18 protein-coding genes are annotated in these 21,882 nt (G+C 45.8%); 17 read left to right on the top strand and 1 reads right to left on the bottom strand.

The genetic code is table 11. From position 1 onward, the window contains the following. The first annotated feature begins 308 nt into the window (after positions 1 to 308). The 6 genes from ACMN7X_RS04835 to ACMN7X_RS04810 all read left to right on the top strand — a co-directional run bounded on the left by ACMN7X_RS04835 (position 309) and on the right by ACMN7X_RS04810 (position 7,949). A complete protein-coding gene (locus ACMN7X_RS04835; protein ID WP_418746366.1) occupies positions 309 to 1,448 on the top strand; it encodes an acyl-CoA dehydrogenase in 1,140 nt (379 codons plus the stop codon). Between the two features lie 24 nt (positions 1,449 to 1,472). After that, on the top strand, positions 1,473 to 2,270 hold the full coding sequence (locus ACMN7X_RS04830; RefSeq protein ID WP_418746365.1) for an electron transfer flavoprotein subunit beta: 798 nt from the start codon (positions 1,473 to 1,475) through the stop codon (positions 2,268 to 2,270). A gap of 19 nt (positions 2,271 to 2,289) precedes the next feature. Then, on the top strand, positions 2,290 to 3,282 hold the full coding sequence (locus ACMN7X_RS04825; protein WP_418746364.1) for an electron transfer flavoprotein subunit alpha/FixB family protein: 993 nt from the start codon (positions 2,290 to 2,292) through the stop codon (positions 3,280 to 3,282). Between the two features lie 199 nt (positions 3,283 to 3,481). After that, entirely contained in the window at positions 3,482 to 5,056 is a 1,575-nt protein-coding gene (locus ACMN7X_RS04820; RefSeq protein WP_418746363.1) for an acyl CoA:acetate/3-ketoacid CoA transferase, read from the top strand. Between the two features lie 29 nt (positions 5,057 to 5,085). Beyond that, a complete protein-coding gene (locus ACMN7X_RS04815; protein WP_418746362.1) occupies positions 5,086 to 6,393 on the top strand; it encodes a GntP family permease in 1,308 nt (435 codons plus the stop codon). Positions 6,394 to 6,467: 74 nt separating this feature from the next. Then, positions 6,468 to 7,949, top strand: coding sequence for a sigma-54 interaction domain-containing protein (locus tag ACMN7X_RS04810; RefSeq protein ID WP_418746361.1), 1,482 nt, complete (start codon positions 6,468 to 6,470; stop codon positions 7,947 to 7,949). 196 nt (positions 7,950 to 8,145) lie between these two features. Here the strand turns inward: ACMN7X_RS04810 and ACMN7X_RS04805 are convergent, their stop codons facing one another. After that, entirely contained in the window at positions 8,146 to 8,562 is a 417-nt protein-coding gene (locus ACMN7X_RS04805; RefSeq protein WP_418746360.1) for a MaoC family dehydratase, read from the bottom strand. A 263-nt stretch (positions 8,563 to 8,825) separates the two neighbouring features. On the opposite strand from ACMN7X_RS04805, the gene asnA reads away from it, so the two are divergent. From asnA to murI, 11 genes are all read left to right on the top strand, one after another. Beyond that, positions 8,826 to 9,836 (top strand): aspartate--ammonia ligase, encoded by a 1,011-nt coding sequence (asnA, locus tag ACMN7X_RS04800; RefSeq protein ID WP_418746359.1) that lies wholly within the window; start codon positions 8,826 to 8,828, stop codon positions 9,834 to 9,836. A gap of 104 nt (positions 9,837 to 9,940) precedes the next feature. After that, a complete protein-coding gene (locus ACMN7X_RS04795; RefSeq protein ID WP_418746358.1) occupies positions 9,941 to 10,957 on the top strand; it encodes a CotS family spore coat protein in 1,017 nt (338 codons plus the stop codon). Positions 10,958 to 11,054: 97 nt separating this feature from the next. Continuing rightward, the gene (locus ACMN7X_RS04790) at positions 11,055 to 12,788 is read left to right on the top strand and encodes a phospho-sugar mutase (protein ID WP_418746357.1); all 1,734 of its coding nucleotides are present in this window, start codon (positions 11,055 to 11,057) and stop codon (positions 12,786 to 12,788) included. A 145-nt stretch (positions 12,789 to 12,933) separates the two neighbouring features. After that, positions 12,934 to 13,353 (top strand): protease complex subunit PrcB family protein, encoded by a 420-nt coding sequence (locus ACMN7X_RS04785; protein WP_418746356.1) that lies wholly within the window; start codon positions 12,934 to 12,936, stop codon positions 13,351 to 13,353. Between the two features lie 12 nt (positions 13,354 to 13,365). After that, positions 13,366 to 14,934: a DUF3794 and LysM peptidoglycan-binding domain-containing protein gene (locus ACMN7X_RS04780; RefSeq protein ID WP_418746355.1), complete on the top strand. Its 1,569-nt coding sequence runs from the start codon at positions 13,366 to 13,368 to the stop codon at positions 14,932 to 14,934. Between the two features lie 82 nt (positions 14,935 to 15,016). Next, positions 15,017 to 15,895: a 4-(cytidine 5'-diphospho)-2-C-methyl-D-erythritol kinase gene (gene ispE / locus ACMN7X_RS04775; RefSeq protein WP_418746354.1), complete on the top strand. Its 879-nt coding sequence runs from the start codon at positions 15,017 to 15,019 to the stop codon at positions 15,893 to 15,895. Positions 15,896 to 15,919: 24 nt separating this feature from the next. Next, entirely contained in the window at positions 15,920 to 16,609 is a 690-nt protein-coding gene (locus ACMN7X_RS04770) for a GntR family transcriptional regulator (RefSeq protein WP_418746353.1), read from the top strand. Positions 16,610 to 16,713: 104 nt separating this feature from the next. Then, complete coding sequence (locus ACMN7X_RS04765) at positions 16,714 to 18,201, top strand: spore germination protein (RefSeq protein WP_418746352.1); 1,488 nt, start codon at positions 16,714 to 16,716, stop codon at positions 18,199 to 18,201. Next, positions 18,188 to 19,867, top strand: a complete 1,680-nt coding sequence (locus tag ACMN7X_RS04760) for a GerAB/ArcD/ProY family transporter (protein ID WP_418746351.1) — start codon at positions 18,188 to 18,190, stop codon at positions 19,865 to 19,867. Before ACMN7X_RS04765 ends, ACMN7X_RS04760 begins: the two co-directional genes overlap by 14 nt. A gap of 121 nt (positions 19,868 to 19,988) precedes the next feature. After that, the gene (locus ACMN7X_RS04755; RefSeq protein WP_418746350.1) at positions 19,989 to 21,053 is read left to right on the top strand and encodes a D-alanine--D-alanine ligase family protein; all 1,065 of its coding nucleotides are present in this window, start codon (positions 19,989 to 19,991) and stop codon (positions 21,051 to 21,053) included. 12 nt (positions 21,054 to 21,065) lie between these two features. Continuing rightward, a complete protein-coding gene (murI, locus tag ACMN7X_RS04750; protein ID WP_418746349.1) occupies positions 21,066 to 21,872 on the top strand; it encodes a glutamate racemase in 807 nt (268 codons plus the stop codon). Positions 21,873 to 21,882: the final 10 nt, after the last annotated feature.

Below are 21,882 nucleotides of genomic sequence, written 5' to 3'. Positions count from 1 at the left end.
GCAAAATGTGGTAAAAAAAATATTGAAAGAATGAAAAAATACGCATAAATAGTAGTCAAATTCGCTAAAATGTGCTATACTTACAGAGTAATTATATTGCATTTTTTCGAAATAGTTTAATTTGCATGCAAATTATTTCCAAAACGCATTATGCACAAATGCATGAAAATGCACAAATGCATAATGCAATTGTGAAAAAATCTACAAAAAAACCTTTATTTATGGGCTTTTTTAGTGCCGAAAAAGTTGGCATGAAAATTGCGGGTTAATCTATTGAAAAAATTATAAGTTTAAGGAGGATGAATTTTATGGAGTTTGGTTTATCGAAAGAGCACCTTCTTGCACAGCAGTTATACAGAAGTTTTGCTGAAAAAGAAGTAAAACCGTTGGCTCAGGAGTTGGATGAGGAAGAAAAATTCCCATGGGAGACCGTTAAGAAATTAGCTAAATACGGCATGATGGGTATTCCGATTCCGAAGGAATATGGTGGACAGGGTGCAGATGTCCTTACATATATCATGGCTGTTGAAGAAATGGCTAAAGTTTGCGGTACAACATCCGTAGTTATGTCCGCACATACATCCTTATGTGCAACTCCGATTCTTGAAAACGGAACAGAAGAACAGAAACAGAAATATCTGGTACCTCTGGCAAAAGGCGAAAAGATTGGTGCATTCGGCTTAACAGAGCCAGGTGCAGGTACAGATGCTTCCATGCAGCAGACAAAAGCTGTTTTGGAAGGCGATCATTATGTATTAAACGGTTCCAAGATTTTCATCACAAACGCTGAAGCTGCTGATATCTTCATCGTTATGGCTATGACTGATAAATCTAAAGGAACAAAAGGTATTTCCGCATTTATCGTGGAAAGAGACTTCCCTGGATTCTCCGTAGGCCCTCACGAGAAAAAGATGGGTATCCGCGGTTCATCCACATGTGAGCTGATTTTTGAAAATTGTATCGTTCCAAAGGAAAACCTGCTTGGCAAAGAAGGCAAAGGCTTTGCTCTTGCTATGAAGACTCTGGATGGCGGACGTATCGGTATCGCAGCACAGGCTTTAGGTCTTGCTGAAGGCGCTATCGATGAAGCTGTTAAGTATACAAAAGAAAGAAAACAGTTCGGAAGAAAGATTTCTCAGTTCCAGAATACTCAGTTCCAGTTAGCAGACATGTTCGCTAAAACTGAAGCTGCTAAATATCTTGTATATAAAGCTGCCTGGAGAAAAGGACAGAAACTTCCATATACTGTTGATGCTGCTACTGCAAAATTGTTCGCAGCAGAAACCGCTATGGCTGTAACAACAAAAGCTGTTCAGTTGTTTGGTGGATATGGATATACAAGAGATTATCCGGTTGAACGTATGATGAGAGATGCCAAGATTACTGAAATCTACGAAGGTACTTCTGAAGTTCAGAGAATGGTTATCTCTGGTGCAATGTTACACTAGTATTTTGGAGAGGAGAATCAGGACATGAAAAATATCGTAGTATGTATCAAACAGGTTCCGGATACAACAGAAGTTAAGCTTGATCCGGTTACTGGAACACTTATCAGAGATGGCGTTCCAAGTATTATTAACCCTGATGACAAGGCAGCTCTTGAAGTTGCATTACAGATTAAAGAAAAAACAGGCGCTAAGGTTACCGTTGTTTCCATGGGACCTATGCAGGCAGATGTAGCAATCCGTGAAGCATTGGCTATGGGCGCTGATGATGCAGTACTTGTATCCGACAGAAAATTCGGCGGCGCTGATACATGGGCAACATCTTCCACAATTGCCGGTGCAATCAAGAAACTGGATTACGATCTGATCGTAGCTGGACGTCAGGCTATTGATGGTGATACCGCTCAGGTTGGTCCTCAGATTGCTGAGCATCTTGGAATTCCGCACGTAAGCTATGCTGCAAGCGTTGACGTTGAAGGCGATGACACTGTAGTTATCCGCAGAAACTTCGAAGATCGTTATCATATCATTGAAGCAAAAACACCATTGTTAATCACAACTCTCGGCGAAGAAATCGAACCTCGTTACATGAGTGTCGGCGGCATTTTCGACGCATACAGAGAAAAAGAAGTTAAAGTATGGGGTTATGAAGACCTTCAGGGTTATGTAGAAGACTCTAACTTAGGCTTAAAAGGTTCTCCGACACAGGTTAAGAAATCCTTCACAAAACCTGTTAAACCAGCCGGAACACTTTATCAGGAAGTTTCCGCTGACGAGGCTGTTGAAATTATCGTTAACAAGTTAAAAGAAAAATACATCATTTAATTAGGGAGCAGGTGAAACAATGAGTAAGAATGTATATGTTTTCGCAGAGCAGAGAGATGGAGTTATCCAGAAAGTTGCTTATGAACTGATTGGTAAAGCTAGAGAACTGGCAGATAATTTAGGCCAGGAAGTTGTTGCTGTTGTTTTAGGCGATGGTATCCAGGCTGCTGCAGCTGAATTATTTAAATTTGGTGCAGACCAGGTTATCGCTGTAGATGCTCCTGTTCTTGGAGAATATTCCACAGAGCCTTATGCAAAAGCAATGAATGCAATTATTAAAGCAAAAGAACCTGAAATCGTTATCTACGGCGCAACAGCGATCGGCCGTGATCTGGCTCCGCGTGTATCCGCAAGAGTACATACAGGTTTGACAGCTGACTGTACAAAACTTGAAATTGATGAAGAAACCAAAGGACTTTGGATGACACGTCCGGCCTTCGGCGGCAACATCATGGCAACAATCGTTTGCCCGAACTTCCGTCCTCAGATGGCTACTGTAAGACCTGGCGTTATGCAGGCTCTCGCAGAAGACGCTTCCAAGACAGGTACAGTTGAAGTATTTGATGCCGGCGTTAGCGAAGCTGATATGAACATCAAGATTCGTGAAGTTGTTAAAGATACAAAGAAAACTGTTGATATCACAGAAGCTAAAGTTCTTGTTTCCGGCGGTCGTGGTATCGGCGGCCCAGAAGGCTTCGATATGCTGAAAGACCTTGCTGAAGAACTCGGCGGCGAGATTTCCGCTTCCAGAGCATGTGTTGATGCCGGATGGATCGATAGAGATCGTCAGGTTGGCCAGACTGGTAAAACAGTTCGTCCAAACCTTTACATCGCAGCAGGTATCTCCGGTGCTATTCAGCATGCAGCAGGTATGGAAGATTCTGATTTGATCATTGCTATCAATAAGAACAATACAGCTCCTATTTTTGAAATCGCTGATGTAGGTATTGTTGGTGATTGCACAACAATTATTCCAAAGTTAACAGAAGCATTGAAAAAATTAGAGAAATAGTATAAAATAACACATCGACTGAGATCGCGTCCGGGAGAATAGGGACTCCCGGACGTGATTGAAGATAAATAACCGGAATTCAGTGGTGCGTTTTCCGGTCATTAGTTATATTGCATTTTTAATCTATTAAGTTACAAGAAAAAATATTATATGTTTACCGAAGGCCGGTGAGCATATAATTGTATGGGAGGTTTTTGATATGAGTAAAGTAGTTACAATGGATCAGGCCGTTGCTATGATTCAGCCAAACGATACCGTCATTACCAGTGGTTTCCTTACCGCAGGTACTCCGGACGCTATCATGAAAGCTGTTGCGGATTCTTTTGATGCAACGGGAACTCCAAACAATCTGACGATCATGTATGGTGCCGGCCAGGGTAACAAAAAGGGCGGACAGCAGGAACGTTGGGCAAAAGAAGGTTTGATCAAACGCTGGATCGCCGGACATTATGGCTTCTCTCCAAAGGTAATCGATATGATCATTAACAACAAAGTGGAAGCTTACAATCTTCCTCAGGGTGTTATTATCGAAATGTATCGTGCTATGGGCCAGGGACGTAAAGGCTATCTGACAAATGTTGGTCTTGAAACTTTCGTTGACCCTCGTCTTGAAGGCGGAAAATTGAACAGCCGTACAACAGAAGACATCATCAAAGTTGTTGAAGTTGATGGCGAAGAACAGCTTTATTACATGCTTCCAAAGGCAAATATTGCTTTAATCCGTGTAACTACAGCGGATACAAATGGTAACTGTACGATCGAAGATGAAATTCTTCCATTGGATATCTTATCCGCAGCTATGGCAGCTAAAGGCTGTGGCGGTAAGGTTATCGTTCAGGCAAAACATATTGTTCAGGCTGATACGATTCCGTCCAGACAGGTTGCAGTTCCTGGTATTTTTGTAGACGCTATCGTTGTTCCGGATGATCCGGAAGAAACACACAGACAGTGTGCCGATTTCTTTGTAAATCCGACATTATCCGGTGCTTACAAAGTTCCTATGGACGCTGTTAATGCAGAGCCATTCGGAACCAAGAAATTTATTGGTAGAAGATGTGCGATGGAACTCGTTCCAAATGCAGTTGTTAACTTAGGTGTTGGTATCCCTGAAAAAGTTGCTACAGTAGCAGGTGAAGAGGGATTTGCTGATCAGTTGACTCTGACAACTGAGTCCGGTATGATCGGCGGCGTTCCAAGCGGCGGCGGCTCCTTCGGTGCAGGCGTTAATGGTTGGGGTGAATTGCCGGAAGTAAGTCAGTTCGACTTCTATGATGGCGGCGGACTTGATGTTACATATCTTGGATTAGCTGAATGTGACCCTCACGGTAATGTTAACGTAAGTAAATTTGGAACAAATGTTGCAGGCTGCGGTGGATTTATTAATATTTCCCAGAATACACAGAATTGTATCTTCTGCGGAACATTCACAGCAGGCGGACTGAAAACAAAGGTTGAAGACGGTAAACTGGTAATTGTTCAGGAAGGTAAGAAGAAGAAATTCGTTTCTTCTGTTGAACAGGTTACATTCTCCGGCGATTATGCCCGCAGACATAAGATGAACGTTATGTTTATCACAGAAAGAGCGGTTATCGAATTGCTTGAAGATGGTCTGACTGTAACTGAAATTGCTCCGGGTATCGATCTTCAGACACAGGTTCTCGACCAGATGGATTTCAAACCATTGGTTGCTGAAAACCTGAAAACTATGGACCTTAGAATTTTCGTAGATGCTCCGATGGGTATCAAAGATGAAATCTTAGCTAAGGCAAAATAGTTGTAACTTAACGAGGGAGGAAAAATAATATGAGTTTATTTGGTATTGTATTAGGTTTGGCCTTGCTTATCTTCTTAGCATTTAAAGGCCAGTCTATTCTTTGGGTTGCACCGGTTTGTGCAGCAGTTGTAGCGCTTCTCAGTATGTTCGAAGATCCTACAATTAACGTGTTAACAATGTGGACAGACAACTACATGGCTTCTATGGCTACATTCTTACAGACATGGTTCCCGGCTTTCATGCTCGGCGCTATTTTCGGTAAAGTTATGGAGGTTTCCGGTGCTGCTAAATCTGTAGGTCTCTGGCTTACAAAATTGATCGGTGCTAAACAGGCTATCTTAGCTGTAGTTATCGCCTGCGGCGTTCTGACATATGGTGGTATTTCTCTGTTCGTAGTAGTTTTCGCTATCTACCCACTGGCTGTTGCTCTTTACAGAGAAGCTGATATCCCTAACAAACTGATTCCTGGTGCTATTTCCCTGGGTGCTTTCACATTCACTATGACAGCTATCCCTGGTACACCTCAGATTCAGAACATCATCCCAACAAACTATTATGGAACAACTCCAATGGCAGCTCCTGTTATGGGTGTTGTTGCTGCATTGGTTATGTTGATCGGCGGCGTTGTTTGGATGAAGATGAGAGAGAGCAAACTCAAAAAAGAAGGTTTACACTTTGTTGAGCCTTCAAACCTTGAAGTTATGTCCGATGACACTAAACTTCCTAACCCAATCGTATCTTTGATTCCATTGATTTCCGTACCTGTAACATTGAACCTTCTCAGTGTTCCGTTGGTTGGATCTCTGTTAATCGCTGTTGTTCTTACTCTGGTATTGAACTTCCATTGCGCAAAAGACTTCCCGAAGGCTATCAACGATGGTGCATCCGGCGGTCTTATGTCTATCGGTAATACAGCAGCAGCTAACGGTTTCGGTGGTGTAGTTAAAGCCGTTCCTGGTTTCGCTACATTGACAACAATGCTTCTTGGTATCCCTGGAACTCCTCTGATTTCCGAAGCAATTTCCGTATCCGTACTTGCAGGTGCTACAGGTTCTGCTTCCGGTGGTATGGGTATTGCTCTTGAAGCATTAGGCCCGAAATATATGGAATTAGCAGCTAGTGATCCTAACCTTAGCCCAGAGGCTCTGCATAGAGTTGCATCCGTTGCATCTGGTGGTCTTGATACTCTGCCACACAACGGCGCTGTTATCACTCTGTTAAGTGTTTGTGGTTTGACTCATAAAGATTCCTATCTGGATATCTGCATGAACTGCTGTATCATTCCTACAATCGCAGTAATCGTTTGTATTATCTTTGCTATGATTGGTATTTGCTAATTTGTTATTGATAAAAAAAACAAAATAAGGTATGATTAAGATACACTCCTTTTTATAATGAAAAGGAGTGTATCGTGCTGTTTAGAACTATGCAGACTGTCTGGGGACAGACAGTTAAAGACAAGGGGATTTTCATGGAAAAGGTAAAAACCATCGAAGAGAAATATGAGTTTTATGAGGACGTTTTCGACAATATGCCGGATGCGCTTTATGTTCTGGATGACAAAGGAAATATGATTTATGTAAATTATGCAATGATTAAAAAATTTGACCTTCCCAGAGACCGGCTGCTTCGGTACAATGTATTTGATATGTATGATGATGGATTGATAGATTATGTAATTTCCCGCAACGTGTATGAGCAGAAAAAAGAAGTCGTCATGTGCCAGAGAATTTTTAACAGCCATGGCAAGGAGCAGATGCAGATGGTATCTCAGATGCCGATTATAAACGATAAAGGAGAGATCCAGTATATTATCGGTGTGATGAGAGATATGGAAGAACTCATCGGCTATTATTATGATGCCCTCAATAAATATCAGGCAGTCAAGGAGATTGAAAATAAGAGTGCGTCAGATAATAAGCTGTTAGTATATAATAGTCCTCAGATGTCCGATTTGATTCGGGTGATGAATAATGTGGCATCAACGGATGCAAATATTCTGATTCAGGGAGAATCGGGGACAGGTAAAGAAGTTTTAGCTGAATATATTCATGAAATGAGTGAACGCAGGGATAAGGAGATGGTTCGTATCAACTGTGCCGCATTCCCGGAAACTCTTTTGGAATCCGAGCTGTTCGGCTATGAGAAAGGCGCTTTTACCGGTGCATTGGGCAGCGGCAAAAAAGGCCTTATTGAGACGGCGAATGAATCGACCCTGTTTTTGGATGAGATCAACTCCCTGCCGTTGGCACTTCAGGGAAAAATTTTAAGAACGATTGAGACAAAAATGGTGCAGCGGATTGGGTCGGACCGGCCGAAGCGGATCGATTTCCGTTTGATCGCCGCGACAAATGAGGATTTAAGCGAGTGTATTAAGAAAAAGACATTCCGTGCAGATCTGTATTATCGATTGAATGTCATTCCTGCCATTATCCCGCCTTTGCGGGAACGCCCGAGTGATATTGAGCCATTGATCGATTATTTCCTGAATAAATATTGTAAAAAATATGGCAGGGAAAAGACCTTTTCGCCGGAGGTTATGAATATATTGAAAAATTATTCGTGGCCGGGGAATGTCAGAGAATTGAAAAACTTTGTGGAGCGAATTGTTTTGATCAGTGCATCTTCTGTGTACTGTATTAAAAAGATACCGCCTCAGATGCTGGACGGCCAATTGATGATTCCGTCAAGCCAAAACGGCGAGGGGATTACCGGTTGCCAGTTTGACAGCCGCATGAGCCTGGAAGAAAATCTGAATGCCTTTGAGAAGCAGATCATTGAGTCTGTTGTACGGCATTATGGCAGCGGCAAGAGCGCAGCCGAGGTCCTTAAGGTGAATCAGTCCACGATTTCACGAAAGATGGCAAAATATAATATAAGTTATGATAAATAATTTTTTCTATAAATAAAAATCTCAAAACCGTGTCAGTTCTTTCGTATGCAGGACGGCAAATTGAATGTTATAGAAGTGTCAAACTAAGAAATAAAAAAAGCGGCATCGTCTGGTACGAACGATGCCGCTTCATGCAAGTAAAACTTCAATTTAAGAGGGGAAGTCCTACATGCTGCCCTTTGAATATATCCCCATTTTACTTAGGTGGCATTACCAAAGCTTCGCCTTTAGTAACAACAACGCCATCCTGGTTTGTGCAGATAGTTTCGATCTTAACTCTGTTCTTTTCAGGAACCATTTCAACAACTTTTCCTGTTGCTGTGATTGTGTCGCCCATGCGAACCGGTGCCAAGAAGTTCAGAGTCTGGCTTAAATAAATAGTTCCAGGACCAGGCATATGTACGCCAAGTACAGCGGAGATTAAACCAGCGGAAAGCATTCCGTGTGCGATACGACCTTTGAAGAATGTGTTTTTAGCATATTCTTCATTTAAGTGTGCCGGATTGATATCACCGGAGATGCCTGCAAATAAATAAACATCTGTTTCGCTGATAGTTTTTGTGAAGCTGGCTTCCTGCCCAATAGATAATTCTTTAATTGTAAAACCCTTCATATTAGTAGCCTCCTTTTCTTATTCACCCTATTAATACAGCAATTATCGTGCCAATTTTTTTGTTAAAAAAAAGACAGTAAAAACAAGGCTTTTCCGGGAATAGGGGGCAAAAAAAGCAATGCAGTTCTGCAATATATGCAATTTTGCATTTAATTGTAAAATGACTTGATACTTTTACCGCATATAAACTATAATAGGAAGGTGAAAATTGGAAGGAAGGAGCATGCAGTCAGAACAGACAGAAAATGACTGTGGTGAGAAATATGGATCCAATGTGGGTACCGGAGGGTTATGAATCCCCTCTGAACATTCGGGAAACCGAGATCGCAATTAAATGTGTAAAGGACTTTTTTGAAAAAGAACTGGCCAGACAATTGAATTTGACCCGTGTGTCAGCTCCGTTTTTTGTATATCCGGAAAGTGGTTTGAATGATACCTTAAACGGTGTGGAACGGCCGGTGCAGTTCGGTGTTCGGGAACAGGAGGACCGGGAGGTGGAAATCGTCCATTCTCTGGCAAAGTGGAAACGTTTTGCTTTAAAACGTTATGGCTTTAAGCATGGAGAGGGACTTTATGCGGATATGTATGCCATCCGCCGTGATGAGGATACGGATCACCTTCATTCTATTCTTGTGGACCAGTGGGACTGGGAACGGATTATTGATAAAGATGAGCGTAATGAAGAGACGCTGAAAAAGATTGTGAAGAAAGTTTATAAAGCGTTGAAAAATACAGAAAAGTATATGGCGATTCAGTATGAATATATAGAGGAAATGCTGCCGTCGGAAATTTCATTTATAACGACGCAGGAATTGGAGGATATGTATCCGCATTTGACGCCGAAGGAAAGGGAACGTGAAATCGTGCGTCTCAGGGGCGCCGTGTTCCTGATGAAAATTGGCGGGGCCCTTGGCTCCGGCGAAATTCACGATGGCCGGGCGCCGGATTATGATGACTGGGAATTAAATGGCGATATTCTTGTTTATTATCCACTTTTGGATACCGCTTTCGAGTTGTCTTCCATGGGTATCCGGGTTGATGAGGATGCCTTGATGCGTCAGCTTGAGGTTCGGGGATGTGTGGAACGTAAGGATTTAATGTTCCATAAAGCTCTGCTGAATGGTGAATTGCCCTATACGATCGGCGGCGGGATCGGTCAGGCCCGAATCTGTATGTTTTATTTGAGAAAAGCCCATATCGGCGAAGTGATTGCCTCAGTATGGCCGGATGAAGTGGTTGAAGCGCTGGAAAACAAAGGCGTTCATCTGCTGTAAGACCGGCGGCTTCCTGTGACGGAAAGTATTCAGGTAATATGATGAACCCCTCCTTCATATGTTAAATAGAAACTGTCTTTTAACATATCTGGGAGGGATTTCTTTTGGAAGAAAAAATCAGAGAGCTGTTAGAGTGTTATCATTTGGAAATAAGACGTCTTTACCGGGGGCGGGGAGCCTGGCTCTGCGATACGGAGCAGGGACTGAAGCTGTTTCGGGTGTATCACGGGTCGCCAAAGCATCTTCAATGGGAAATGATGGTGAAAGCCTGTCTCAGAGAACGCGGATATATATACATAGATCAGTTCGTTGCAAATCGGGAGGGGAGTTTTTTGACGCCGGATGAAGATGGACAAAATTATGTTTTGACGGACTGGTATGAGGGCCGGGAATGCAGTACAAGAGACAGGGAAGAAATATTAAGAGCGGTGGCGCATATGGCCGGCCTGCATAAGGGACTTCATGGAATCACGCATGATGAGGAGATCTGTGAAGTGTTTAAACAGGAGAATCTTTTGAATGAAATGGGCCGGCGGTGCCGGGAATTAAAAACAATCCGAAATTATATTTGCCATAAAAAGCAGAAGAATTCTTTTGACAGGCGATTCATGGAATTCTATCGGGAGTTTGATGAGGAGGGCGCCAGAGCTCAGGAGATTCTATCCGGGGCGGGATATATGAATTTGTATGAGCAGAATTGCAGGGAACAGCGGATGTGCCATGGAGACTATACGCAGCACAATATTTTGATGCCTCAGGGGGAGGTGGCCCTTGTCCGTTTTGACCATATGCATATGGAACTTCAAATCTATGATTTGTACGTTTTCATGCGTAAAATAATGGAGAAGAACCACTGGAATCCGGGACTCGGAATGGCAATGCTTAAAACATATAACAGGGTGCTGCCTTTAAATTATGGGCAGGCGCGCTGTCTGTACGGCATGATGGTTTTCCCGGAAAAATTCTGGAAAATTGCCAACCGGTATCAGAATTCAAGAAAAAGCTGGATGTCGGCCCAAAACATGGATAAGCTGAATAAACTGATTCGCGAAAAAAACGAACGAAATCGCTTTCTGGAGGAAATAGACGACTTTTGTAAGAAAATGGGACAATTTGTCTAAAAATTTAGTTAAATACTTAAAAAAATAGTGCATTTTTGTAATGAATCGGGTATAATAGAAGCACATAGAGTTTTGAAATTATAAGGAGGAGATTCCAATGGATTACAGAGAGATATATGAGTCCTGGCTGGCAAACCCATATTTTGATGAGGGGACTAAGGCAGAACTGGAAGGTATTAAAGCAGATGATAATGAGATTAAGGAACGTTTCTATAAGGATTTAGAGTTTGGTACGGCAGGCCTCCGGGGAATTATCGGAGCAGGTACAAACCGGATGAATATCTATACCGTGCGTAAGACAACGCAGGGACTGGCAAACTACATAAAGAAGCAGAACGGAGAATCCAAGGGTGTAGCGATAGCCTTTGATTCACGGCGCATGTCGCCGGAGTTTGCGGCAGAAGCAGCCCTCTGTCTGGCCGCGAACGGCATTAAAGCCTATTTGTTTGAATCTTTAAGACCAACGCCGGAATTATCCTTTGCCGTGCGGGAATTGGGATGTATCGCCGGAATTAATATTACGGCAAGTCACAATCCGCCGGAGTACAACGGGTATAAGGTATATTGGGAAGACGGCGCTCAGATCACTCCGCCTCACGACGGCGGAATTATGGCCGAAGTTCAGGCGGTTACCGATTATAACGATGTTCTCACAATGGATAAAGAGGAGGCAGTGAAAGCCGGCCTCTGCATGATCATCGGCAAGGATATTGACGATAAATATATTGCCCGTCTTAAAGAGCAGGTGAAACATCCGGAGGCTATTCAGGCCATGGGCAAAGATTTAAAGATTGTTTATACACCGCTTCACGGCACAGGGAATATCCCGGCCCGCCGGATATTAAAAGAACTCGGATTTGAAAATGTCTATGTGGTTCCTGAGCAGGAATTGCCGGATGGTGAATTCCCGACAGTCAGCTATCCGAATCCGGAAGCCGATGAGGCTTTCGTGCTGGGCCTGAAGCTGGCGAAGGAAGTGGATGCGGACCTGGTTCTGGCAACGGATCCGGATGCGGACCGTTTGGGTGTCCGGGTGAAGGATAAAGACGGCGAATATCATAATCTGACGGGAAATATGTCCGGCTGTCTTTTGGCTGAATATACGATTGGTCAGATGAAGGCGCTGAAGGGCGGTCTTCCGGAGGACGGTGCTCTCATTAAAACGATCGTGACCACCAATATGGCGGATGCTATTGCAAAGGGTTATAATATCCGGTTGATTGAGTGCCTGACCGGTTTCAAATATATTGGTCAGCAGATTCTCGGTTTTGAGACAAGCGGAAAGGGGACGTATCTTTTCGGATTTGAAGAAAGCTACGGCTGTCTGATCGGAACCCATGCCCGGGATAAAGATGCGATCGTGGCGACGATGGCTCTTTGCGAGGCTGCTGCATTTTATAAGACCCAGGGCAAGACTCTCTGGGATGCTATGGTGGACATGTATGAAAAATACGGATACTATAAGGATGATGTGAAATCCATTTCCTTATCCGGTATCGAAGGACTGGCAAAAATCCAGTCGATCATGGAAACTCTGCGTTCCAATCCGCCGAAGGAAATTGCCGGTATGTCCGTCATTTCCGCGCGGGATTATAAGAAAGATGAAATCGTTGATATTCAGACCGGTGAAGTTAAGCCGACCGGTCTGCCAAGTTCCAATGTACTTTATTATGATCTGACAGATGATGCATGGCTTTGTGTACGTCCTTCGGGAACAGAGCCGAAGATTAAATTCTATTATGGAATTAAAGGCACATCCCTGGCGGATGCCGATGCGAAATCTGCGGAAGTCAGCAAGGCATTGGATGAGCTGATCGCAACGATGGTTTAAGAATAATTTATGAGGCCGCTGATTTTCGGCGCTTCACGGAGATACCCTTAGCTGTGGGTAATGACTCATGGCTGAGGGTGTTTTTATTTTAAGCATATTTGTCCGCCATGTGTCATAAGTTTGTAAAAAAGGCGGTTCATGGGTTATGAGAAGGATGTATAAAAGGTTTGCGGTATTGGCGGCCGTGCTGGGATTTTGTCTGATTGGCGGCTGCTCCATGTTTGACACATCGGATAAGAAGATATCGGATATGGATTTTACGGTGGCAGATGCGGAAGAATTACCGGAAGAGATAAGAACAATGATTGAAGAGCGAAAAAATGAAGCTTTTCAGATGGCATATCATGACGGAACTTATTCATATATTATTGTTGGGTATGGGCAGCAGGAGACATCGGGCTATAGTATACAGGTAAACGATGTCTATCAGGGGGAGACCGGCATATGGGTCGACACGGATTTGATCGGGCCGGAAAAATCAGAGGCTACGGAGGCTGTGGCATCCTACCCCTTTGTTGTCATAAAAATTGAAGGTGTGGATCAGACAATTCGATTTAAAAGTTAAGGAGGCTCTTTTATGAATTTATCAAAAACATATATCCGAATGCCGGTGTATAAGAATAACACTTCGGTTCAGATGACATTGGACAATGATTTTAATGTGCCGGATACGAAACCGGATATTGAACGTCTGATTCAGGAGAAGGGGACGCTTCATATCCGGGATATAAAACCGTCAAAGGATAAATGTATTATCCGGGGAGAGCTTGCCTTTGGCGTGCTCTATATGGGAGATGACGGCAGCGGTCAGCTCCAGTCCATTGAAGGGGCAATTCCTTTTGAGGAAACCGTCAATATGGATGGTCTTCAGGAGATGGATCAGATGAGCGTTCGCTGGGATATGGAAGATTTGCGGACCGGTTTGATAAATTCACGAAAAATCAGCGTGCGTTCCATTGTGGTTCTCCATGTGTCGGCAATACGGATGGGAGAAGAGGAAGTGGCGACGGCCATGGAAGACGGGGAGGATTTATGGGCCCAAAACCGGGTATGCACTCTGAGTCAGCGTTGTGTCAGCCAGAAGGACCAGCTTCGGATTCGCGAGGAAGCGCCGATTCCGGCCAATCGCCCGAATATGATGGATATTATATGGTATCAGGAAAACCTGGAGAATCTGGAAATGAAGCTTCAGGATGGCGGCGTATTGATCCGGGGACAGCTGTCGATATTTTTATTGTATCGGGATGAGACGTTGGAAAATCCGGTCAATGATGTGGAACTGAATGTTCCGGTGGAAGGACGTATTGATTTTTCAGATGTGACTCAGGAGATGATTCCGGACATTAAGGTACATATGGACCATCTGAATCTGGATATTCGCAGCGATAAGGACGGAGAGGCGAGGGTTGTCGGCGTGGAGGCTGTGCTGGCGGCCGAGATGAACATTTATCAGGAGGAAACCTTAAAGCTTCTTCAGGATGTTTATTCGCCGAAGACAACTCTGACGCCGGAACGGAAAGAAATTTCACTGGATAACCTGGTGCTGAAAAATCAATCCCGGTGTCCGATTCGGGAAAAGGTTCATCTGGGCGGCGAGGGCGTGCGAATGCTGCAGATTTGCCATACCCGGGCGACGGTCAAGATCGATCAGACAGAGATCAATGAAGAGGGGATTCTCGTTGAAGGCGTCGTTTATCTCAGCATCCTTTATATTGCGGCGGATGACCGTAAACCGGTGAATTCGGCAAAGGCAGCGGTTCCTTTTTCCTATACGGTGGAGGCGGAAAATATCGGGGAAGGGGACAGCTATGATATTTTTCCGGGGCTGGAACAGTTAAATGCAACGATGACGGATAATGATGAGATTGAAGTGAAAATGATTATTTCACTGGATGCTTCTGTTTTTAAATCCGAGAAGATCCGGGTTGTGACCCAGGTGCGGGAAGAACCCCTTGACTTTGAAAAGATCGAGGCTATGCCGGGTATGACGGGGCATGTGGTGGAAGCGGGGGATTCCATCTGGACTCTGGCTAAAAAATATTATGCCTCTCCTGAGGATATCCGGGAAGTGAACGGCCTGAGCGGGGATGAACTGCCGGTTGGACAGCCGATCCTCATTATGAAAAATATGGAAATATTGAAATAGGGACTTGAAAATATCCATGGATTCTTTATAATTGTATATATAGTGAACATTGTATACAAAAAACAATGGGGGAAGAAAAGCGATGAATACAATTCAGATGAAAGCCTACGGGAAAGTGAACCTTGGGCTGGATGTGCTTCGGAGGCGTGAAGACGGTTATCATGAAGTAAGGATGATCATGCAGACAGTTCAGCTCTATGATAAGATAACGATGGAAGAAAGACATCGGGAGGGTATTGAACTTGAAACAAATCTGCCATTTCTCCCTGTAAATGAAAATAATATCGCCTACAGGGCGGCCCGGATGCTTATGGAGGAATTTCATATTCCGGGCGGTCTGAATATAAAAATTGAAAAGCATATTCCGGTGGCTGCCGGGATGGCGGGGGGAAGTACGGATGGCGCGGCGGTTCTCTATGGCGTTAATCAGATATATCAGCTCGGATTGACGAAACGCCAGTTGATGGAGCGGGGCGTGCGTCTTGGAGCCGATGTGCCTTACTGCATTATGCGGGGAGCGGTGCTTTCGGAAGGTATTGGCGAGATATTGACGCCGGTGGCTTCCATGCCGGATTGTCATATTCTTGTGGCAAAACCGCCGATCAGTGTGTCGACGAAATATGTCTATGAGCATTTGAAACTGGATTCGGTGAAACGGCGCCCGGATATCGACGGTATGATAAAGGCCCTGGAGGAGGGGAATCTTAAAGGCGTTGCGGACAGCATGGAAAATGTTCTGGAAACGGTAACTATCCCTGAGCATCCTGAGATAGAAGCGATTAAAGATGTGATGCGTTCGGGAGGAGCGCTCAATGCCATGATGAGCGGCAGCGGCCCGACAGTGTTCGGAATCTTTGATGATGAGGGAAAAGGGATGTGGACGAGGGATATTTTGCGAAACGGAACACTGGCAAAACAGGTTTATCTTGTGAAGCCTTTTAATATCCGAATTCATCGGTAAGTAAACCAGGAGGAAGTGAAAAAAATGCACAATTTTCAGATGAATATTAATGAATATCTGCCTCTTAGGGACGTTGTATTTTATACACTCCGGCAGGCTATTTTAAAGGGGGAACTGGATCCGGGCGAGCGTTTGATGGAGATGCAGCTGGCGGAACAGCTCGGCGTCAGCCGGACGCCGATCCGCGAGGCTATCCGCAAGCTGGAGCTGGAAGGCCTTGTGGTGATGATTCCGCGGCGGGGAGCTATTGTTGCCAAGATTACGGAGAAGGATCTGAGAGATGTTCTGGAGGTGCGTTCTTCTCTGGAACGGCTGTCCACCGAGTTGGCCTGCGACCGTATTAAGGAGGAAACGATCGAGGAACTTCGTCGGGCCCAGGAGGCCTTTAAAGAGGCTTTGGAGGGAAATGATATCACGCTTCAGGCCCAGAGGGATGTGGAGTTCCATGATGTCATTTATAAAGCCACAGAAAATCTCCGGCTGATTCAGATGCTGAACAATCTGAGGGAGCAGATGTATCGGTACCGGCTGGAATATCTGAAATATGATCTGGCTCATCAGACATTGATCAAAGAGCATGAGGCGATCATTGATGCCATTTCCAGGCGGGATAAGGAAACGGCGACAAAGATTATTGTACGCCATGTTTATAATCAGGAATTGACGGTGATGAAAAAGATTCAGGCCGATGAGGATGAAACGGCAAAAAAATAAATAATAGGTGATAAAAAAGGAGTCATTTGCACAGACTAGTGCAAAGACTCCTTTTTTTGATGTGATTGCGGGGAGATTATTTTTGCGGAGGAGGCAGAACAAAGATGAATATATCCGACCGGTTGGAGGATAATATACAGGAATTGAAAAAACGGTTTGAAAATTGTCAGGATGTGATTCAGCGGCGGATGTTTGCCGCAGGCCTGCCGATTTATGTTGTCTATGTGGATTCCATGATAGACAGGGAGCTTGTGGAAGGCGAGTTTTTGAAAAATATTATGTACAGTCTGGATTCTATGCCCAGGACGGAGGTTTTTGAGTTTCTGCAGACCCGGGCATTGACGACAGCGGATACAAAGGCGGCGGAAACGCTGGAGGACGCTGTTCTGGCAGTACTGTCCGGAGATACGGCTGTTTTTTTGGAGGACTGCCCAAAGGCGTTGATCATATCCAGCAAAAAATTTCCGACCCGGGGGGTTCAGAGCGCCGAATCCGAGGTGGCAGTGCGGGGGCCAAAGGACAGCTTCACCGAGTCCATGCGGGCCAATACGGTACTGATCCGCCGGAGGATTCGGGACACCCGGCTGAAAACGCTGCAGACAAAGGTGGGCGTGCGTTCCCAGACAGATATAACGGTGATGTACATGGAAGGAATTGCCCGGCCGGAGCTGGTGGCGGATATTCAGGAACGCCTCAAAAAATTTAAGATTGACGGCATTTTCGACAGCGGCAGTCTGGAACAGCTGACGGAGAAAAAATGGTATTCGCCCTTTCCTCAATTTCAGTCCACGGAGCGGCCGGACAAGGCAGCCTCTTCAGTGATGGAGGGGCGCATTGCTCTGATCGTGGATAATTCCCCCATGGTGCTCTTGCTGCCGACAACGCTGAATTGCTTTTTTCAGGCAGCGGATGATTATTATAACCGGTGGGGGATTGTCTGCTTTGTGCGGATTCTGCGATATGCGGCGGCACTGATCGCCATGACGCTGCCGGCTTTCTATATCGGTGTGGCCTGTTTCCACCCGGAAATGCTGCCGACCAGCCTGGAATTGTCTTTTGCTGCAGCCAGGGGCGGCGTTCCCTTTCCGGTGCCGGTGGAAGTGCTGCTGATGGAATTGGCTTTTGAACTTTTGCGGGAAGCAGGAATACGGCTGCCCGGTCCGATGGGAAGCGCCCTCGGTATTGTGGGCGGCCTGATCATCGGACAGGCGGCGGTGGACGCCAATATTGTCAGTCCGATCGTTGTTATCGTTGTGGCATTGACGGCCCTGGCGTCCTTTACGATCCCAAATGAGGGTTTTGCCTCGGCTTTCCGGCTTGTAAAATTTTATCTTATTTTTCTCGGAGCTTTTCTGGGAGTTTATGGAGTAGTCCTGGGGATGCTGACTGTGCTTATCCATCTGGCATCCCTCGAAAGCTTTCAGATTCCCTATCTTATGCCTTATGTGGCGGTGAAGGCGGATGAAAACCGGGATTTTCAGGATGGACTTATCCGAATGCCTTTGTTTAAATTAAAAAAGCGGCCCGTTTTTGCGCGGAAAGGCCAACGGATACGCTATAAATCGGAGGAGGAACAGGATGTTTTCAAATAATGGAAAAATTTCAAATCATCAGGCGACAAGGCTGCTGATCCTGGATGTATTTACCGGCGCCTGCCTCTTTTTGCCGATGGCCCTTCCGAGACTGGCAGGGGAGGGCGGTTTTCTTGCGCTGCTTCTCGGACTTTTGCTGACACTGGCGGACGGCGCCCTGCTGTCATGGGTTCTCGGCAAATGCGAAAGCCGTTTTGTTCAAAGCCTCGGCGGCTGGCCGGGAAAGGTTCTGCGATGGCTTTACGGGCTTCGATGCTTTGCGGCCTTTGTTTTCCTTATGGGTTTGTTTTCATCGGTTTTAAATGAAACTTTTTTATATACAATGCCGAAATGGCTTGTTATTGCAGGGATGATGCTCGTCCTCATCTATGGAAGTACCAAAGGGATTGAGGTCCGTGCCCGGTTGTCGGAAATTCTGTTTTATCTGATTCTGATCCCAATCATATTGATCGGACTTTTTTCTATACCGGAAGGTGATATTTTCCGGCTGCTGCCCCTTTCGGATACTTCACTTTCGGGAATCATTCAGGGGGTGTTGGTGACCTGGGTGTTGATGGCACCGGTGGAATGGATGCTTTATATCGCCCCGGAGAATCCCAATGAAAAGCCTTTTCGGGTTTTTGCCTGGGCCCTTGGCATCGGCGGCGGATTGGCTGCTCTGATTTATGTCCTGTGCGTGACAGTAATGACGGTTGAGGGGATGGCCGGGGAACGCTGGCCGACGGTCATACTGATGCAGATTGTCCGAATCCCCGGAGGATTTTTATCAAGGCAGGATGGCCTGATGCTGTCCTTCTGGATTTTTGCCATGTTTATCAGTCTTTCCGGCGCCCTGAGTCATACGGTGGAATTATGGGGGATTCGTGAGGCAAAGGTCAATCGCTGGAAGGTATGGGCCTTTGCTTTGGCCGGGGCTGCACTGTCCTGGCGGCTGGGGACGGAACGGCGATTTTTGAATATTTATTTTATGTGGATGCTTATCTCCGGCGCCGTTCTTTTGTGGCTTGTGCCGTGGCTGATGGGTATGACCTGCAAGGGCAGAAAAAAAGGATTTCGGAAAGCGGGCGCACTGGTGCTGGCACTTTGCCTGCTTGGCGGTCTGACCGGGTGCGAGAATTATGTGGAGCTTGAGAACCGGGCTTTTGTCATGGCCCTCGGCGTGGATCTGGGGGAGGAGGAAACCTATCGGTTTACCTATACCTTTCCGGATCTGGAGGCGCTGACGGGCAATGGCAGCAGTGCCAAATATCCGCCGATGACGCTGGAGGCGGACAGTCTTCAGAAAAGTGAGGATAAATATGACAGTATGTCAGGGAAATCATTGGACTATGGACAGGTGAAGGTGATTGTTCTGGGAAACGAAGTGGTTGCCGACAGAGAGAAACTGCAGGGCCTGTTGGAAGAAATACGGGAGAATACAGAATTTGCCCGGACAATGCTCGTGTGTGAAAGTCTGACGACAGGGGAGGACATGCTGGCCCTGGACGAGGAAGTGGCCGGTTCCATAGGAATTTATATGGAGGAGATGTTTGAAAACAATGGTGAACATCTCGGGGTATCTCCGGTCATATTAAACGATGTGATTTTAAAAATGGAGAAGGCGGATGTCGGCGATATTCTTCCAAAAGTTTATGTTTACGACAAGAAACCGAGAATTATGCGCTGAATTCCTTGCCTTTTCCGGGGATTTCGGGGGAAGAAAGCAGTTGAATAATTAGAGTGAATCAGGTACAATAGATAAAAAACTACAATACAGTAAGTATGGATAGATAACCGAGGTGCAAAACATGAATAATAAATTAACTGTAGCAGTAATGTTTGGCGGTCAGTCCTCTGAACATGATGTTTCCTGTGTGTCGGGCGTGACCATCATGAAAGCCCTGGACAGGGAAAAATACGACGTCCTTTTGATCGGGATCACAAAGGATGGCCGCTGGCTGCTGGCGGATTCGATAGAGGATGTGGAGAGCGGCGCATGGCGGGAAAGCAGGATACAGGCAATTATCTCGCCGGATGCGCAGGACCACGGGCTGATCCTTTTTGAGGATGGCCGGAGCCGGAAACAGCGGGTAGATGTGCTTTTTCCGGTGCTTCATGGAATGTACGGCGAAGATGGAACGATACAGGGATTATTTGAAATGGCCCAGATCCCTTATGTGGGCTGCGGCGTTTTGGCTTCCAGCGTTTCCATGGATAAATGGTATACGAAGATTGTGGTGGATGATTTAAATATCCGCCAGGCAAAATACGTGCCGATCAGTCATATCGATATGCGGAATATCGATGGTTGTGTGGCAAAGGTGGAGGCGGCTCTGCCTTATCCGGTGTTTGTTAAACCGTCGAAGGCGGGATCATCTGTCGGGGTGAATAAGGCATCCGACAGAGAAGAACTGGTTGCCGCTTTGAATGAGGCTCTCCGGCATGATATTCACATTCTCGTGGAGGAAGCTATTGTGGGCCGGGAGATTGAATGTGCCGTTCTCGGCGGTTATGAACCGAAAGCCTCGGATGTGGGTGAGGTGCTCTCCGCCGAAGATTTCTATACATTTGATGCGAAATATAACAATCAGGAGTCCAGGACGGATCTGCATCCCGTATTCCCGGAAGGAAAGCTGGAAGAGGTCCGGGCCGATGCGGTGAAGATTTTTAAGGCGCTGGACGGCTTCGGCTGCGCCCGGGTGGATTTCTTTATGGAAAAGGGAACGAATGAAATTGTTTTCAATGAGATCAATACAATGCCGGGCTTTACGTCCATCAGTATGTATCCGATGCTGTGGAATGAAAAGGGACTTGATAACGGCGCGCTGGCAGATGAGATGATTCGTCTGGCATTTGAGCGTTATGTGAGATAGGAGGTCCGAAAGATGCAGATAGATGCACCGATTGGTGTTTTTGATTCGGGCGTCGGCGGTTTGACCGTAGTGCGGGAAATCATCCGGCAGCTTCCTTCGGAAAATATTGTTTATTTTGGAGATACGGCCAGAGTACCTTATGGAACAAAATCCAGAGATACCATTATTAATTATTCGGAACAGATTGTTCATTTCCTAAAGACAAAGCAGGTGAAGGCGATCGTGGTGGCCTGCAATACGGCCACATCCTATGCCCTGGATGTTTTGAAAGAAAAACTGGATATACCGATCATCGGCGTTGTCCGGCCGGGAGCGGTGACTGCGGTCAATGCCACCCGGAATAAACGCATCGGTATTATAGCGACAGAGGGCACCATCGGCAGCGGTATTTATCCGCGGGTGATCCATGAGTATGATTCAGCGATCGAGGTGGTGCAGAAGGCGTGCCCGCTGTTCGTTTCCCTGGTTGAGGAGGGATGGACGGATGATCCGGTGACGGATGAGGTTGCCCGGCGGTATTTGAAGTCGCTGCAGGATTCGGGGGTCGACACCCTCGTCCTCGGCTGCACCCATTATCCGCTGCTCCGAAAAACTATCGGGCGGCTTGTCGGCGAAGGCGTTACCCTGGTCAATCCGGCCTATGAGACGGCCTGCAGTCTGCGGGAGCTGTTGAAGGAGGAAGGTATATACAGGGAAACCGGAGAACCGTCCTATCATTTTTTTGTCAGCGACGGTGCGGAGCGGTTTACCAAGTTTGCCAATTCGATTCTTCCGGTGGATTTAGTACCGACACGGCTTGTGCCGATTGAAAATTATTAATCAGAATGGA

The sequence above is a fragment of the Frisingicoccus sp. genome (assembly GCF_048388605.1).
Classification (GTDB): domain Bacteria; phylum Bacillota; class Clostridia; order Lachnospirales; family Lachnospiraceae; genus Frisingicoccus.
Note: the sequence above shows the minus strand (reverse complement) of the source record. Positions and strands in the feature narration are given on the sequence as shown.